A 16,932-nucleotide genomic window follows, 5' to 3' on the forward strand; every position below is an offset into this window, starting at 1 on the left:
AGACGCTGGCATGCTAACCGGATTTGGCACGCCTTATTCCTTGTAATAGACCAGCTGGTGGCTGGTGGCCAGCAAAACGCCCTGGGGCGACCAGATCTGCGCGGTCTGGTCAAAAAAGCCATCCCGAAAGCCCTGGCCCTGCGCCTGGGCCAGCACCGGCTGGGTACCCACGGCGGTCAATTGCTCGGCACTGGCATGCACATAGACCGTCAAGGACACGGTGCCCACCGGCACGCGCTTGGCGCGGCGCAGCCAGATGCGGGGAAAAAACACATCGCACAGCGAGGTCAGCGCCGGAACATCCAGCGGGCGCGGAGGCTCGTCGCCCACCCACATGCGGGTGAGACTCGGGCTGGCCGCGCCATCCCACTCGGTCGGGTAGCCGCCCAGCAGCGGGCGGATGTTGTAGCGGTTCAGCCATTCCACACGGAAATCGGTGGTGTAGCGCTCCACCGCGCTGGCCGGCGGCACCTCGGGCATCGCGTATTCGTCGTCCGACCAGGTTTCGCGCGCCAGCGCCGTCATCGCCGTCGCGGTGGTCGTGGTGGACCACTGGCCCTGCGCATCCTGCTCGCGCAGGGTGATGATCCAGTGCTGGGTGCTGCGGTTGGTGCGGGCGGGGATGGCCTCGATCACATACGGCCGCTCGCCCACCGCACCAGCGTAGTTCACGGTGATTGCCACCAAATCCCCCAGGCGCTGCGGGTGCTGCAACACCGCCTGGGCCACTTGGGCAGCTGTGATGCCGCCATAGGGCCCGACCATGTTCCAGTAGTCCTTGCTGGCCTGCGCCGCGTACTGGTTCTGGCCGGTTGCTTCCATCGCCATGGCACGGTCGAAGGCATGGCGTTCGCTGTTGGTGGAGAGTTCACTCATTCGGACATCTTTCGCAGAAATTTTTGACTCCGCTGAAAACGCCTTGTGCCCGTACCAAGCCTTGCAAGGCTGGTAATGCAGTTGCATTTTCTGCCACCCGACAGTAGCAGCCAGCGGCATCTGCCGCAGCCTTGTGGGCGACAGATGCCGTGGCCTGCGGCGGTTTACACGCGCTCCAGAATGCCGGCCGCGCCCTGCCCCATGCCCACGCACATGGTCACCATGCCGTATTTGAGCTTGTTGCGCTGCAACGCATGCACGACGGTGGCGGCACGGATGGCGCCTGTAGCGCCCAGCGGGTGGCCCAGCGCAATCGCGCCGCCCATGGGGTTGACCTTGGCCGGGTCCATGCCCAATTGCTCGATGACCGCCAGCGACTGCGCAGCAAAGGCCTCGTTCAGCTCGATCCAGTCCATGTCCTGCAAGGACAGGCCCGCATGGCGCAGCGCCACCGGGATCGCCTCAATCGGGCCAATGCCCATGATCTCGGGCGGCACGCCCTTGCTGGCATAGCTGACAAAGCGCGCCATCGGCGTCAGGTTGAAGCGCTTGAGCGCCGCCTCGCTCACCACCAGCAGCGCACCTGCGCCATCGCTGGTCTGCGAGCTGTTGCCGGCAGTGACGGAGCCGCGCGCCGCAAACACGGTACGCAGCTTGGCCAGGCCTTCGATCGACGTGTCCGGGCGCGGTCCTTCATCCAGGCTGATGGTGCGAGAGCGGCTCACCGCCTCGCCCTTGGCGATGTCCACGCCCCGGTCGGTCACGGTGATCGGCGTGATCTCTGCGGCAAAATCGCCCGCCTGCTGCGCCGCCAGCGCGCGCTGGTGCGACTGCAGTGCAAAGGCATCCTGGGCATCGCGGCCGACCTTCCAGCGCTGCGCGACTTTTTCTGCCGTCAGGCCCATGCCGTAGGCAATGCCGACATCGCCTTCGCGCTCAAAGATGGACGGCGACAGCGATGGCGAGTTGCCCATCATCGGCACCATGCTCATGCTCTCGACGCCTGCGGCGATCATCACATCGGCCTCGCCCACGCGGATGCGGTCGGCGGCCATCTGCAAAGCGGTCAGGCCCGATGCGCAAAAGCGGTTGACCGTCACCCCGCCCACCCCCACCGGCAGCCCTGCCAGCACCGCGCTGATGCGCGCCACGTTCAGGCCCTGCTGGGCTTCGGGGATCGCGCAGCCGCAGACCACATCCTCGATCGCCTGCGGATCCAGCCCCGGCGCCTGCGCCAGCACGGCCTTCATCGTGGTGGCCAGCAGGTCATCGGGGCGCATATTGCGCAGATAGCCTTTGTGCGACTTGCCAATCGGTGTGCGCGTCGCCGCAACGATGTAGGCGTCTTGAACTTGTTTACTCATGGTCACTCGTCCTCTGTATTCACCTCCCTCTCCCGCGTGCGGGAGAGGGCCGGGGTGAGGGCCTGCAGCACATGCGCAAGCACCTCATTCGTTTGTTGAACAACCTCATGGTTCCAAAACCGCAGAACCCGCAAGCCTTGCTGCCGCAACCACACCGCGCGCTGCCGGTCATAGGCTTGCGCCTGCAGATCCGCATGCTGGCCGCCATCCACCTCAACCACCAGCCCCTGCGCCAGACAAACAAAATCCAGGATGTAAGGACACAGAGGATGCTGTCTGCGGAACTTGGTGCCCGCCAGCTGGCGGTTGCGCAGGTGGCGCCACAGCACCTGTTCTGCCGTGGTGGGGGATTGGCGCAGGGCGCGGGCCTGCTGCAGCCTGACATCCGCCCTCACCCCTACCCTCTCCCGCTTGCGGGAGGGGGGGTTGGAGAGCAGGGCGTTGTTATGCATGCTGGGCCTTAATTGCGGACGGGCTTGCCGGTGTTCAGCATGCCCAGAATGCGCTCCTGGGTTTTTTCCTTCACGATCAGGTCGGTAAAGGCCTTGCGCTCCAGCGCCATCAGGTATTCCTCGTTCACGAGGGTGCCGGCATCCACGTCGCCGCCGCAGACCACATCCGCCATGTGGCTGGCAATCAGCATGTCGTGCTCGCTGATGAAGCCGCCTTCGCGCATGTTGACCAGGGTGCTGCGCAAGGTGGCTGCGCCACTGCGGCCGGCCACCGGGAAAGGCTTGCGCTGCGGTGGGCGCCAGCCCGACTGTGCCATGGCCTTGGCCTGCGTCAGCGCCACAAACAGCAGCTCGTCGCGATGCGGCACGATGACGTCATCGGCCTGCAAGTAGCCAATGGCCTGCGACTCCAGCGCGCTGGTGCCCACGGTGGCCTTGGCCGCTGCGGTAAAGCCGTTCGCCAGGAAGGGCAGCAGATCCGTGCCGGTGGAGTACTGCGCATGGCGCGCGGCCTGGTAGGCCACATTGGTGAGGCCGCCGGCGCCGGGCACCAGGCCCACGCCCATTTCGACCAGGCCGATATAGCTTTCCATATGGGCCACGCGGCGTGCGCAGTGCAGCAGCAGCTCGCAGCCGCCGCCCAATGCCATGCCATGCACAGCGCCCACCACGGGGATCTGCGCATAGCGCACCGACAGGAAGAGCTGTTGCATCACCTGCTCGATCTGGTCGATGGCCATCGGCCCTTGCAGCGCAAAGGCCGGCATCATCGCCTGCAGATCGGCGCCCACGCTGAATGGCGCATCACCCGACCAGATGACCATGGCGTCAAATTCCTTCTCGGCCAGCGCCAGCGCGGCCTGCAGGTCTTCCATCACATCGGGGCTGATGGCGTGCATCTTGGTCTTGATGCTGAAGACCAGCACCTGGTCATCCAGGGTCCAGCTGCGCGAGGCCTTGCTCTCGGCCAGGGTACGGCCTGCCGTGCGCCAGTCCTGCACGGGTTCGCTCGCCTCGCCGAGCACGCGTTCGGGGAAGAGCTGGCGCGCATACACCGGCAGATCGCGGCGCGGCACAAAGCGGTTCTCGGCCGCGCTCCAGGAGCCCTGCGCGGTATGCACGCCGCCAGCCTGCGCGACGGGGCCTTCAAACACCCACTGCGGCAGCGGCTCGGTGCTGAGCGCCTTGCCCGCGTCAATGTCTTCCTGCACCATCTTGGCCACCTGCAGCCAGCCGGCCTCTTGCCACAGCTCGAAGGGGCCTTGCTGCATGCCAAAGCCCCAGCGCATCGCCAGATCCACATCGCGGGCATTGTCTGCAATGTCCTTCAGGTGCACCGCGGCGTAGTGGAAGCTGTTGCGCAAAATGGCCCAGAGGAACTGGCCTTGCGCGCCTTCACTGTTGCGCAGCAGCTGCAGGCGCTCACCGGCGGGCTTTTTGAGCATGCGGGTATAGACATCATTGCCCTTTTCGCCCGAGGGCACATAGGCCTGGTGCTCGGGGTCAAAGCGCTCGATACCCATCTTGGTCTTGCGGTAAAAACCCGCTTTGGTCTTCTGGCCCAGCGCGCCATCGGCGATCAGCTTGGTCAACACCGCCGGCGTGCTGTAGCTGGCGTAGAACGAGTCGCTCTGCGCCGTCAGCTGGGTCTGCATCGTAGCGATGACATGGGCCAGGGTGTCCAGGCCCACCACATCGGCAGTGCGGAAGGTGCCCGAACTGGCACGGCCGAGCTTCTTGCCGGTCAGGTCGTCGACGACGTCGTAGCTCAGGCCAAAGCGCTCGGCCTCGGCCATGGTGGACAGCATGCCGGCCACGCCGACACGGTTGGCAACGAAATTGGGCGTGTCCTTGGCGCGAACCACGCCCTTGCCCAGCTGGCTGGTAGCAAAGCTTTCGAGCTGGTCGAGCACCTGGGGCTCGGTCGCTGCGGTCGGGATCAGCTCCACCAGCTGCATATAGCGCGGTGGGTTGAAGAAGTGGATGCCGCAGAAGCGGTGGCGCAGCTGTTCGGGCAGTGCCTCGGACAGCGCCGTGATCGACAGTCCCGAGGTGTTGGAGGCCAGGATCGCATGGGGCGCGACAAAGGGCGCGATCTGGTGGTAGAGGTCGCGCTTCCAGTCCATGCGCTCGGCAATCGCCTCGATCACCAGGTCGCAGTCCTTGAGCTGCGCCAAGTGTTCTTCGTAGTTGGCCGGCGTGATCAGATCGGCTTCTGCCGCCAAACCGAGCGGCGAGGGCTTGAGCTTTTTCAGGTTGGCAATCGCCTTCTGGGCAATCGCGCTTTTAGGGCCTTCCTTGGCCGGCAGGTCAAACAGCACCACCGGCACGCGCACATTGACGAGGTGGGCCGCAATCTGCGCCCCCATCACCCCGGCGCCGAGCACCGCCACTTTTTTCACCACAAATCGGGACATGGTTACTCCACTTTTGAGAGCCGCCAGCGCTTCTAAATTACAGGCTGGCAGCCAGTTTCAGTCAAACCTATTCGACGCGCGACCAGGTCTGCGTGCGGCCAAAGGGGCCGATCGATCCGCGCACATCGAGCTTGTTGCCGTTGTCGGCAGGCGTGAGCTTGAGGCTGTAGGTGCTGCCGTTTTCGGGGTCGAGGATCTTGCCGTCCTCCCAGACCGCCTTGCCTTGTGCCTGCTTGGCGCCCCGGATGATCTCCAGCCCCACCAGCGGCTGGCCCTTGCGGTCGTCGGTGCAGCGGTCGCAGACGGCCTGCGGATCGGCGCCCTTGCGCAGCAGCTTTTCCACCTTGCCGCTGAGCACCCCGCCGCTGTCGCTGATGCGCACCTCGGACTTGGGTTCACCACTTTTCTCGTCAAAGGTGCGCCACAGGCCCACCGGCGACATGTCCGCAGCCAGCGCTGGCAGTGCCACCGCCAAGCTGCCAGCCAGCATCAGCACAGGTTTCAGCAAGGTTTGCATCACGGTCTCCTCGGGTCTTTTTCGGCAGCACTGCAGGTGTCAAGCCAGCGCAGCGTCGGTGTTCATCAAGAGCTTGCTGCCGGTGCGCATGGTGCGCACGCGCAGGCCCGCCTCGGGGAACAGGCGCGCAAAGTAAAAGCGCGCGGTCTGCAGCTTGCCTTCATAGAAGGTCTTGTCGGCCACATCGCCTTCGGCCAGTGCGCGCAGCGCGGTCTGGGCCATGCGTGCCCACCAGTAGCCCATCACCAGATGGCCCATCACGCAGAGGTAGTCGGTGGCCGCAGCACCCACTTCGTCAGGGTTCTGCAGCGCCTTGAGGCCCAGCTCGGTGGTGATGCCTGTCATCTGGCCAGCCAGCTGCGCCAGCGGGTTGATGAAGTCGGCCATGCGCTCGTTGACGCCCTCTTCCTCCACGAGGCCCTGCACCAGCTTGCCCAGCGCCTTGAGCGCCGCACCCTGGTCGCCCAGCACCTTGCGGCCCAGCAGGTCCAGCGCCTGGATGCCATTCGTGCCTTCGTAGATCATGTTGATGCGCGCATCGCGCACCAACTGCTCCATGCCGGTTTCGTGGATGTAGCCATGGCCGCCAAACACCTGCTGGCACAGCACGGTCACCTCAAACCCCTTGTCGGTCAGAAAGGCCTTGAGGATGGGGGTGAGCAAGGCGACCTGCGCGGCATGGGCCTTGCGCAAGGCTTCATCGGGGTGGTTCAGCTCTTCGTCGACCAGTGCCGAGGTGGCGATCATCATTGCCCGGCCGCCTTCGCTGTAGGCCTTGGCGGTCAGCAGCATGCGGCGCACATCGGGGTGCACGATGATGGGGTCGGCCGGCAGGTCCTTGGCCTTGGTGCCCGAGAGGCTGCGCATCTGCAGCCGGTCCTTGGCATAGGCCAGTGCATTCTCGTAGGCCACGGCCATCAGGCCCAGCGACTGGTTGGCAACGCCCAGGCGCGCCGCATTCATCATCACAAACATCGCCTGCAGGCCCTTGTTGGCCTGGCCCACCAAGGTGCCCACGGCGCCGTCGATGGCGATCTGTGCGGTGGCATTGCCATGGATGCCCATCTTGTGCTCCAGGCCCGAGCAGCTGATGGGGTTGCGCGCCCCCAGCGAGCCATCGGCGTTGACGAGGAACTTGGGTACCAAGAACAGGCTGATGCCCTTGCTGCCCTTGGGCGCATCGGGCAGGCGTGCCAGCACCAGGTGCACGATGTTGTCGGTCATGTCGTGCTCACCGGCGCTGATGAAGATCTTGTTGCCAGTGATCTTGTAGCTGCCATCGGGCTGGGGCTCGGCCTTGGTGCGCAGCAGACCCAGGTCGGTGCCGCAATGGGGCTCGGTCAGGCACATGGTGCCAGTCCACTCGCCGCTGGTGAGCTTGGGCAGGTAGAGCTTTTTCTGCTCGTCCGAGCCATATACATGGAGCGCCTCATAGGCGCCGTGCGATAGACCGGGGTACATGGCCCAGGCCTGGTTGGCGCTGTTGAGCATTTCATACAGGCACTGGTTCAGCACAAAGGGCAGGCCCTGGCCACCATAGGCGCTGTCACAGGACAAGGCCGCCCAGCCGCCTTCCACATACTTGGCATAGGCCTCTTTGAAACCCTTGGGCGTGGTCACGCTCGAATCGGCCGGGTTGCGCGTGCAGCCTTCGGCATCGCCAGACAGGTTGAGCGGCTGCACCACTTCGACCGCGAACTTGCCGGCCTCTTCCAAGATCGCATCCATGGTGCCGCTGTCGACGTCGGCATAGGCGGGCAGCTGCGCAAAACGGGCGGGCAGGCCCAGCACTTCTTGCATGAGGAACTGCATGTCGCGCAGCGGCGGGGTGTACTGAGGCATGGAAAGTCCTTTGGAAAAATGACGAGGTCAAACAGAAACGGAAGCGGGCGCAGCCGCATCGGGCTGCGCCGCCAGGCATGGGGCGAGCGCGGCATCGATCAGCGCGGCTTCGCGCTCGGGATGGACTGCATAGCGCAGCAATACGCTACGCAACGCGGTGGCGGCATGCTTTAGCGCCAGCGGGCCGCGTAGAAAACGGGTTTCGTAGTGCAGCGACAAGATGACGCCGTGCAGCTCGAACAGCACCTGGTCGGGTGCCACATCGCTGCGCAGCTGGCCTTCGGTCTGCGACTGCACGATCGCCCGGCGCATCGCATCCATCCAGATGCGCACCGATTCGGACAGCGCATCGCGCACATCGCCAGGCCGGTCGTCGAACTCGACCGCGCCGCTGATGTAGAGGCTGCCGTAGAGGCGGCTGGCGTCATTGGGCTGGGCGGTGCTGCCCATCCAGCCGGTGGCCATGTGCAGCAAACGGGCCAGCCCGCGCGGCACCTGCAGCGCCGGCACAAAGATTTCGCGCTCAAAGCGCTCGTGGTATTCGCGCACCACCGAGCACTGCAATTCCTCACGCGAGCCAAAATGGGCAAACACGCCGGACTTGCTCATACCCATCGCCAGCGCCACCATGCCCAGCGACAGGCCATCGAGCCCCTCTTGCGCGGCCAGGGACAAGGCGGCGTCCACAATCGCAGCACGCGTCTGGGCGCCTTTGGCCAGCTTGGCCATCTCGGCGGGAGCCGGTGTAGAGGCAAGGGATTTGGTCATAAATCAAAAATAGCACGATCGTTCTTTTTTTGATTCTTGCACAAACCCAGTGTGCTGCCAACCGCTGCCGTGCAAAGCAAGGGTAAACCACGGCATGCGCAGACCCGCCATGAAAAAAGCTGCTGGCCCGGGCAGGCACAGCAGCTTTTGCGATGGAGTCAGGCGGCGTCAGTGCGCCATCAACGACAGGCAGCTGTCGAGCTGCTCGGTGGGCAGGCGCCGGAAATCAGAACGCGCAAAACGCTGCAGGCGGCCAATCAGGAACGACATCAGCACGCTGGAGCGCACATTGGCATCCACCGTCGGCGTGGCCGAGGCGTCAGCGCCGGGTACCACGCGCAGGCATTGGCGCAAGGTGGTCTCGATGCGCTCGAAGAACTGCTGCATGCGCTGCTGCAGGCGGGGGTTTTCGGACTGCAGCGCATCGCCGAGCATCACACGCACCATGCCAGGGTTGCGCTCGCCAAACTGCAGGACCATGGCCACCACGCGGTGGGCCTGGGCAATGCCCTGCTCCACCGTCTTGGCGGGGTCGGGCACATCGCGGCCGGTGATCTGCACGGCCAGGCTGTAGACGGACTGCTCGATGAACTCGATCAGGCCCTCATACATCTGGGCCTTGCTGGCGAAGTGGCGGTACAGAGCCGCTTCGCTGATCGACATTTGTGCGGCCAGCGCTGCCGTGGTGATCCGGTCTGCGCCGGGCTGCTCCAGCATGGCTGCCAGCGTCTGCAGAATCTGGATTCGACGCTCTCCGGGTTTCGGACGTTTACGGGTAGGTGCCGGGTTAGCGGCTTCTAGCGACGCATCGACAAGGTCGGCGGCGAAAGAAGATTCTTGATCAGACATGCGTTGAATATGAGGCTGCACCCGACGCAGTCTCCCAACACCGCCAGGTATTTTTTATTGATAAAAGTAAGGCACTCGCCTCACAGGTTGCAAGCGCAACCCTGGGCCCTCTGTAACATCTTACTGCAAAAGAACTGCAGAAAAATGATAAAAATCATGTGCATTGCCAGATGCGCAACTCAATTACGCAATCAAATGTATCAATAACTACGAATCATTGTTCCGTAGGCCGTATCGGTCAGAATTTCAAGCAGCATCGCGTGTGGAACGCGGCCATCGACAATATGCACGGCATTGACACCGCTCTTGGCGGCATCAATGGCGCCGGCCAGTTTGGGCAGCATGCCGCCGGAAATGGTGCCGTCATCGATCAGCTCATCGATCTGGCGCGAGGTCAACTCGGTCAGCAACTGGCCTTGCTTGTCGAGCACACCGGGAATGTTGGTCAGCAGCATCAGCTTTTCCGCCTGCAGCACCGTGGCCAGCTTGCTGGCCACAACATCGGCATTGATGTTGTAGCTTTCGTTGTTCTCGCCAAAACCGATCGGGCTGACCACCGGGATGAAGGCGTCGTCCTGCAGTGCCTTGACCACGCTGGGGTCAATGGACAGGATATCGCCGACCTGGCCCACATCGTGTTCGACCGATGGATCCTTGTTGTCCTTGAGCTTGAGCTTCTGGGCGCGGATCAGGCCGCCATCCCGGCCGGTCAGACCGACGGCCTTGCCGCCGGCCTGGTTGATCAGGCCCACGATGTCCTGCTGCACTTCGCCGGCCAGCACCCACTCCACCACTTCCATGGTCTCGGAGTCAGTCACGCGCATGCCCTGCACGAACTTGCCTTCCTTGCCCAGGCGCTTCAACGCATTTTCGATCTGCGGGCCGCCACCATGCACCACCACAGGGTTGATGCCCACGAGCTTGAGCAGCACCACGTCTTCGGCAAAGTCGGCCTGCAGTTCGGGGTCGGTCATCGCATTGCCGCCGTACTTGATGACCATGGTCTTGCCATGGAACTTGCGGATGTAGGGCAGCGCCTGCGCCAGAATTTCAGCCTTGTCGCGCGGGGCAATGGAGAGAGAAGGAGTCGTCATGGTTGCAGGCCTTTACAGCAGCGGAGAAGATGCAAAACGCGCATTGTGCCCCAAAGTGCCGCCTGCCTGCTGATCAGCGAATCCAGCCCGGCAGCTTGAAGCGCACGATCACCAGATAGGCAGCGACGTAGGAGACACAGAACAGCGCGCAGAAACCAATCAGGATATAGGTGTTGCGCCAGAACAGAACCGCCGGCACCACGGTGAGCAAAGTGAACGCCCACAAATACGGAGCCGTCCGGTTATTGCGCCGCAGCATGCGGCGTGCGGCATTTTCATCGAGCACGCTGCGCACGATACGGCGGTAGATCAGCTGGTGCAGGTGCAGCGCATCGGCCATGCCCGGCGAGTCCCCCCGCGCGAGCTTGCGGTAGATGGAGAACATCGTCTCCCAGACCGGATAGATGAGCAGCAGCATCGGGAACCAGGGTGAGACGATGGGGTGGCGCTGCACCAGGGTGATGCTGCAAAAGGCGATCACGATGCCCCAGACATAGGCGCCGCCATCACCGGCAAACAGCTGGCCCATGGGGTAGTTCCAGAACATGAAACCCAGGGTGGCCGCTGCGGTGATCACCAGGATGGCGGCCAGCTCCCGGTCGCCCAGCTGCAGCGCCACATGGGTGAGCGCCGCGCAGATGATGACCGCCACCATGCCGGCCAGCCCGTTGTAGCCATCGATGATGTTGAAGGCATGCGGCAGGCCCGCAATCGCCAGCACGGCCAGTGCCATGCCCAGCCAAGGCGCGGCACTCAGTGCCGCGTCCATCCAGACCAGGCCCATGCGCGGCACCGTCATGCCCAGCAGGTAGACGGCCAGCAAGCCGGTTAGCAAGGTCAGGATCAGGCGGTAGCGCACGGTCATGCGCTGGGTCATGTCCTCGGCAATGCCGCCCGCCACGGCGGGCAGCATGGCCATGAAGAAGTAGAGCACCCACTGGTTCCAGTGCAATGCATTGCCGTAGTAGCCCCACCAGTTCTGCACCCCGGCGACGCCGACCGTCAGCACCAGGCTGCTGAACATGGCCAGGCCGCCCAGACGCGGAATATGGCCGACGTGGAAGCGCTGGGGCAAATCCTTGCCATAGCGTTTGGCGTGGCCGCGCATGCGGCGCACGATGAAACCCGCGCCAATCAGCGTACAGAGAAAAGCGACCACTGCCAGGAAAATCATTATTCGGTCATTGTGAGTGCTGCGGTGGGGGTGCGCCGGAGCAAGGCCCGGGCGCGCCAGAAAACTGCCGAGGCCCACAGCCGCAGCAAGCTGCGAATATGCCACAAAGCATGGCGGGCCCGGCGGTGGCTGGCGCGCTGCCCGGCATGGCCCACCACACAATTGGCACGCGCCAAGGTCCAGCCGGCCAGGCGCAGGCGCAGGCAGAGCTCCACATCCTCGCAGTACATGAAGTACGCGGTATTGAGCCCGCCAATGCCCTGCCACACTGCGGTGGGCAGCAGCCACATCGCGCCATTGACCCACTCGGCACGGGTCTCCCGCCGTTTAACAGCATAGCGGCGCAGCAAGGACCAGGGGGTGGGCAACTCCCGCTCGCTGTCCTGCAGCTGGCCATGTTCATCCACCTGCATCGGGTAGGCCAGGCCCACGCCTTGGCGCTGCAGCGCGCGCACCAGGGCCGGAAAGGGATTGCCGCCGCGCAGGTCCACATCGGGGTTGAGCACGCAGACCATTGGCTCGGCCGCGCCAGCCAAAGCGGCATTGTGGTTGGCGGAAAAACCTTGCGGCACCGTGTTGTGGCGCAGCTCCAGCACAAAGGGCCAACCGCCGGCAGGCGCCACGGGCGCAGGCTCGGGCAGGTTCAAGGTCAGCACCACACGGCTGACACCGGCGCCGCCCGCGCCATGCACAGCCAAGGCATCGAGCAGCTGCTGCACCATCGTGCCATGGCCATGGCTGACCACGGACAAGGCGATGGGCGGGAGTGGAGAGGTGGGGCTGGCGGACATCAGCGGGCATTATCCATCAGCGGTCAGCCCAGAAATCTGCCCGCCGTCCACGTGTAACAGCGCGCCTCAGTACAGACGCAGCGCCAGCAGCACGCGCAGGATCAGCGTGTCGACTGCACTCATGCGCCAGTAATAGTGCTGGACGGAGGCGCGCAGCGCAGTGATCCAGCTGCTGCGCGAGCGAATCAGCATGCGCAGCTGGTGCCGTTGGGCATCGGGCAGGCTGGAGCCATGCAGCCGGTCAAACTCGCTCAGCTGGTCGATCCAGCCGGGCCCTGCCTGACGCAGCCGGCGCCAAAAGCGCTGCACGCGCGCCCATTGGCCGGCCAGGCCCTGCTTTTGCATGCCGATGGTGTTGCTGCCATGCTGGCGGTAGAGGATGTGGCTCTCGCTATCGAACACCACCCGGCCAAAGGCCGATACCACCAGGTAGGCCCACCAGTCGTGCGCCAGGCAAAAGCCCGGGCGCTGCGACAGCAGGCGCTCGCGCGCCGCACTGTTGAGGGCAATCGTGCAACCGGTCGCAATGTTCTGCACCAGCGCATTGCCCCAGCCTATGGCGCTGCGGTCATAATCGGGCGAGGGTCCGATGGGCTGCAGCTCACGGTCCACATACTGGGTGCGCGAGCAGTACAGTGCCGCGCCCTGCTCGGCGTTCAGCAGTGCCAATGCGCGGCTCACCTTGCTGGGCAGCCAGACATCGTCCTGGTCGCAGAAAAAATAGAAATCATAGCCCGCGCCCACGTTTTGCAATAATTCGTAAAAACTAGCTACAAAACCAAGGTTTGGCCCTGCCTGGCAATGGATGTTCGGATGGATGCTGGCATAGCGCCGGACAATGGCCAGGCTCTGGTCGCTTGAGCCATCGTCGCGCACCCAGATATCGCAACCTGCATGGCTCTGCGCCAGCAGGGAATCAAGCTGCGCAGGCAGAAACCGTTCGCCATTGAATGTAGACAATAGAATTGCCACACGATTTTGCTTGTCAGTCATTCATTGTTCACCTGCCTGTGCAGGCCTATCCCGGCAGAATACCTATCCATTCCCATATCCATGACCCGCGAACACCACGTCTACACCCGCCACATCGATCTCCAGCAACGCAGCTCGCTGTCCGTGCTGGCGAACAAGATACAGCCGGGCGCCCGTGTGCTCGATCTGGGCTGCGGCCCAGGTGTGCTGGGCCAGTACCTGCAGCAGCACAAGGCCTGCATCCTGGATGGGGTGACGTTCAGTGCCGAAGAGGCCGCGCTCGCCAGGCCGTATTATCGCGATCTCGCTGTGGCGGATCTGGAACAGATCAACCTGGCCGAGGCTTTTACGCGGCGTCAGTATGACTATATCGTTTGCGCGGATGTCCTTGAGCATCTGCGCCAACCAGAGCAATTGCTGGCCGACTGCCGTGATCTGCTGGCAGAAAACGGTGAAATCCTGGTCTCCATCCCCAATGCCGGTTATTGCGGCTTGGTCATGGAGCTGATGCAGGGCGAACTGCGCTACCGCGAGGAAGGCCTGCTCGACCGCACGCATCTGCGCTTTTTCACGCGCCAGTCGCTGCTGCGGCTGATGAAAGAGGGCCAGTGGAGCGTGCAATCGCTGGAGACCGTCGATCGCCCGCTCGACGAATCCGAGTTTGCCCGCACCACCGCCGACAGCCTGCCACCCGCGGTAATGCGCTACCTGCTGGCCCAGCCCGATGCGCTGGCCTACCAGTTCATCTGCAGCATCCGCCCCAGCAGCGATGCCGCCGCCGCCCAGGCCCATGCACTGCTGGCGATCGAGAGCGAGGCCAACACCGCACATGCCAGCTTCACCACCAACCTGTACTGGGCCGATGCCGGCCAGTTCAGCGAGTCGCACAAGCTGATTGCCAAGGGCCAGATCGGCGCGCTGCAGCAGAACATTCGCTTTGCGCTGCCTCGCTTTGAAGGCGCCCAGCCCAGCTTGCGCTGGGACCCGGCCGACCGCCCCGGCTTTTTGCACCTGCACGCAATGCGCCTGTATGACGCGAGCGGCGCGCTGCGCTGGCGCTGGCAGGCAGAACAGCCCGAAGCGCTGGCTCAAGTGCCGCACAGCCAGATCAGCTGGCAGCCGGCCCCCGCCACCGCGCCGGGCAGCACCTTGCTGTTGCTGACCGGCGACGACCCGCACCTGCACCTGCCGATTGCGCCGGCGCTGCTGCAGGACTGCTTGCAGACGGAAGGTGCGGTGCTCGAAGTCAGCCTGGGCTGGCCCATGTCCGCCGACTATGCGGCGCTGGCCGATAGCGCCCAGGAACTGCAGGCCCGCATCCGCCATGCGGACACCGAGGTGTTGCGCGCGCAGCAGGCCCAGGCCGATGCCCACACGCAGCTGCGCCAGTTGCAGGCCCATATGCAGGACCAGCGCCAAAACCTGGAAGAAGCCATTGCCCAGCAGCAGGAGCACATCCAGGGCCAGCAGACTCATATCAACAATCTGCAAACCCATCTGAGCAATATCGAGGCCTCGGAGGCCTACCGCGTCGGCCAGAAGCTGGCCAGCGCCAAGGCCCGGCTGCGCGGCCGGCCTGCGCCCGCCCCGGCCGTCGTGCATGTGCCCGAGCCCGAGCCTGTGCAAGCAGTGGAGGCATTCGATGCCGCAGAGGTGAGCGCTGAGACGCAGGATGAGGCGGTGCCCGCCGTCGTGGTCGAGGAAGCCAATCGATCTGAAACGCTGGCCGAACCCGTGCGCCCGCTGGCAGCAGCCCAGCCCGCGACCATGGTTGACATCATCGTCCCGGTGTACCGGGGCCTGGGCGATACGCAGCGCTGTCTGCAGTCGGTGCTGCAGGCGGCGACGCAAACCAACAGCCAGTTGGTGGTGATCAATGACGCCAGCCCAGAGCCGGAGCTGACCGCCTGGCTGCGCGAACTGGCCCAGCAGGACAGCCGCGTGCATCTGCTGGAAAACGACAGCAACCTGGGCTTTGTAGCCACCGTCAACCGGGGCATGGCGCTGAACCCCAGCCACGATGTGCTGCTGCTCAACAGCGACACGGAGGTGTCCCACGAATGGCTGGACCGCCTGTACCGGGCGGCCTACAGCGCAGAAGATGTGGGCAGCGTCACGCCGCTGTCCAACAACGCGACGATCTGCAGCTACCCGCGCTTTTGCGAAAAGAATGCGCTGCCCGCAGATGCCGACCTGCTGCGCCTAAACCATCTGGCCGCCAGCGCCAATGCCGGGCAGACGGTCGAGGTGCCCACCGGCGTCGGCTTTTGCATGTACATCCGCCGCGACTGCCTGGCGCAGACCGGCCTGTTTGATGTGGAGCATTTCGGCAAGGGCTACGGCGAAGAAAACGACTTCTGCATGCGCGCCCATGACCTGGGCTGGCGCCATCTGCTGGCGCTGGACAGCGTGGTGCTGCACACCGGCGGCGTCAGCTTCGGCGACAGCAAGACGCCGCGCGAGCAGGCCGCCTACCAGACCCTGCTGCAGCTGCACCCCGCTTACGACAGCCTGGTGCAAGCCCACTTGAAAGCCAACCCGGCCCAGGCCGCGCGCAATGCCATCGACAAGGCCCGCCTGCGCCAGCACCCGTTGCCGCGCATTCTGATGGTGTTGCACAACGCCGGCGGCGGCACCCTGCGCCATGTCAAGGAGCTGGCCCACAGCCTGCGTGACCGCGCGGTATCGCTGGCCCTGACGCCGCTGGAAGACAACTACATCCGCCTGCAGTGGCTGGATGCGGCCGAGGGCTATGACGAGGAGTTCCACTGGCCTACGCAATCGGAAGCGCTGGTAGCGCTGCTGCGCGAGCTGGGCGTGAGCCATATCCACTTCCACCACCTGATGGGCCTGAACCTGGAAGTGATGCGCCTGCCCGAGCTGCTGGGCGTGCGCTATGACTTCACCGCGCACGACTACTACGCCATCTGCCCGCAGATCAACCTGATGGAGCCCACGCACAATGCGCACTATGCGGCGCTGGGTGTGGCCCAGTGCCCACAATGTTCGGGGGCCGAGCCCGCGCCCACTGGCGAGTACATCGATGCCTGGCGCATGCGGCACCGCCTGTTCCTGAACCAGGCGCGCTATGTGCTGGCCCCGAGCAAGGATGCCGCGCTGCGCATGCACCATTACTTCCCCGATGCGCCGGTGCGCTATGTCACCCACCATGACATCCCCGATGCAGCGACGCTGCCCGTGCCCAAGGGACAACCGCTGGCGCCCCATGCGCATCTGCGCGTTTTCATCCTCGGCGGCGTCAGCCTGGCCAAGGGAGGCGATGTGATGGAAGCGGTGGCACTGGCTGCTGCCAAGAGCCAGGCGCCCGTCGAGCTGCACCTGCTGGGCTACCCGCACCGCCGCATGCGCACCCAGCCCCATGCCAGCCTGACCATACACGGACCCTACGACGATGCCGACCTGCCCGCACTGATGGCGCGCCTGCAGCCCGATGTGGTCTGGTTCCCCGCGCTGTGGCCCGAGACCTATAGCTACACCTTGAGCGCCTGCCTTCAGGCCGGCGTGCCGGTGATCGCGCCCGATATCGGCGCCTTCCCCGAGCGCCTGGCTGGCCGCCCCTGGACCTGGCTGCGTCCCTGGAGCACGTCGGCCGACGAATGGCTGGCACTGATGCTCGACATTCGCCAGCGCCAGTACATCGAAGGCCAGCCACCGCTGCCGGCACCGGCGGCTGCGGTCGACCTGAAGGCCCAGTACCTGCAGCCCTGGAGCTACGGACACGATTACCTGACGGGCCTGCGCCAATCCCCCCATTAAATAAAATGGCCCGATAGTGCTTGCAAATCAAGCACCCCT

At 64.4% G+C, this 16,932-nt stretch carries 13 protein-coding genes; 1 reads left to right on the plus strand and 12 read right to left on the minus strand.

The window, feature by feature from the left end; all coding sequences use genetic code 11:
* Nucleotides 1-33: 33 nt before the first annotated feature.
* From ACCQ08_RS18565 to ACCQ08_RS18620, 12 genes are all read right to left on the minus strand, one after another.
* Nucleotides 34-876 (minus strand): thioesterase family protein, encoded by an 843-nt coding sequence (locus ACCQ08_RS18565; protein WP_373450606.1) that lies wholly within the window; start codon nucleotides 874-876, stop codon nucleotides 34-36.
* 164 nt (nucleotides 877-1,040) lie between these two features.
* Complete coding sequence (locus tag ACCQ08_RS18570; protein ID WP_373450607.1) at nucleotides 1,041-2,240, minus strand: acetyl-CoA C-acyltransferase; 1,200 nt, start codon at nucleotides 2,238-2,240, stop codon at nucleotides 1,041-1,043.
* A gap of 2 nt (nucleotides 2,241-2,242) precedes the next feature.
* Complete coding sequence (locus tag ACCQ08_RS18575) at nucleotides 2,243-2,692, minus strand: endonuclease domain-containing protein (protein WP_373450608.1); 450 nt, start codon at nucleotides 2,690-2,692, stop codon at nucleotides 2,243-2,245.
* An 8-nt stretch (nucleotides 2,693-2,700) separates the two neighbouring features.
* Entirely contained in the window at nucleotides 2,701-5,109 is a 2,409-nt protein-coding gene (locus tag ACCQ08_RS18580; protein WP_373450609.1) for a 3-hydroxyacyl-CoA dehydrogenase/enoyl-CoA hydratase family protein, read from the minus strand.
* A 67-nt stretch (nucleotides 5,110-5,176) separates the two neighbouring features.
* Nucleotides 5,177-5,626, minus strand: coding sequence for a DUF2147 domain-containing protein (locus tag ACCQ08_RS18585; RefSeq protein ID WP_373450610.1), 450 nt, complete (start codon nucleotides 5,624-5,626; stop codon nucleotides 5,177-5,179).
* 39 nt (nucleotides 5,627-5,665) lie between these two features.
* Nucleotides 5,666-7,468: an acyl-CoA dehydrogenase C-terminal domain-containing protein gene (locus ACCQ08_RS18590; RefSeq protein WP_373450611.1), complete on the minus strand. Its 1,803-nt coding sequence runs from the start codon at nucleotides 7,466-7,468 to the stop codon at nucleotides 5,666-5,668.
* Nucleotides 7,469-7,495: 27 nt separating this feature from the next.
* Nucleotides 7,496-8,236, minus strand: coding sequence for a TetR/AcrR family transcriptional regulator (locus ACCQ08_RS18595; RefSeq protein WP_373450612.1), 741 nt, complete (start codon nucleotides 8,234-8,236; stop codon nucleotides 7,496-7,498).
* Nucleotides 8,237-8,404: 168 nt separating this feature from the next.
* Nucleotides 8,405-9,085: a nucleoid occlusion factor SlmA gene (gene slmA / locus ACCQ08_RS18600; protein WP_312417112.1), complete on the minus strand. Its 681-nt coding sequence runs from the start codon at nucleotides 9,083-9,085 to the stop codon at nucleotides 8,405-8,407.
* Between the two features lie 200 nt (nucleotides 9,086-9,285).
* Nucleotides 9,286-10,179: an acetylglutamate kinase gene (gene argB, locus ACCQ08_RS18605; RefSeq protein WP_239810590.1), complete on the minus strand. Its 894-nt coding sequence runs from the start codon at nucleotides 10,177-10,179 to the stop codon at nucleotides 9,286-9,288.
* A gap of 73 nt (nucleotides 10,180-10,252) precedes the next feature.
* Nucleotides 10,253-11,353 (minus strand): glycosyltransferase family 4 protein, encoded by a 1,101-nt coding sequence (locus ACCQ08_RS18610; protein WP_239810589.1) that lies wholly within the window; start codon nucleotides 11,351-11,353, stop codon nucleotides 10,253-10,255.
* Nucleotides 11,353-12,144, minus strand: a complete 792-nt coding sequence (locus tag ACCQ08_RS18615; RefSeq protein ID WP_373450613.1) for a glycosyltransferase family 2 protein — start codon at nucleotides 12,142-12,144, stop codon at nucleotides 11,353-11,355. The genes ACCQ08_RS18610 and ACCQ08_RS18615 overlap by 1 nt, the downstream gene beginning before the upstream one ends.
* Nucleotides 12,145-12,210: 66 nt before the next feature.
* On the minus strand, nucleotides 12,211-13,116 hold the full coding sequence (locus ACCQ08_RS18620) for a glycosyltransferase family 2 protein (protein WP_373450614.1): 906 nt from the start codon (nucleotides 13,114-13,116) through the stop codon (nucleotides 12,211-12,213).
* Nucleotides 13,117-13,197: 81 nt separating this feature from the next.
* Here ACCQ08_RS18620 and ACCQ08_RS18625 point away from each other — a divergent pair, with 81 nt between their 5' ends.
* A complete protein-coding gene (locus ACCQ08_RS18625; RefSeq protein WP_373450615.1) occupies nucleotides 13,198-16,893 on the plus strand; it encodes a methyltransferase domain-containing protein in 3,696 nt (1,231 codons plus the stop codon).
* Nucleotides 16,894-16,932 lie beyond the last annotated feature (39 nt).

The sequence above is a fragment of the Comamonas sp. SY3 genome, from assembly GCF_041730275.1.
GTDB lineage: Bacteria > Pseudomonadota > Gammaproteobacteria > Burkholderiales > Burkholderiaceae_C > Comamonas > Comamonas sediminis.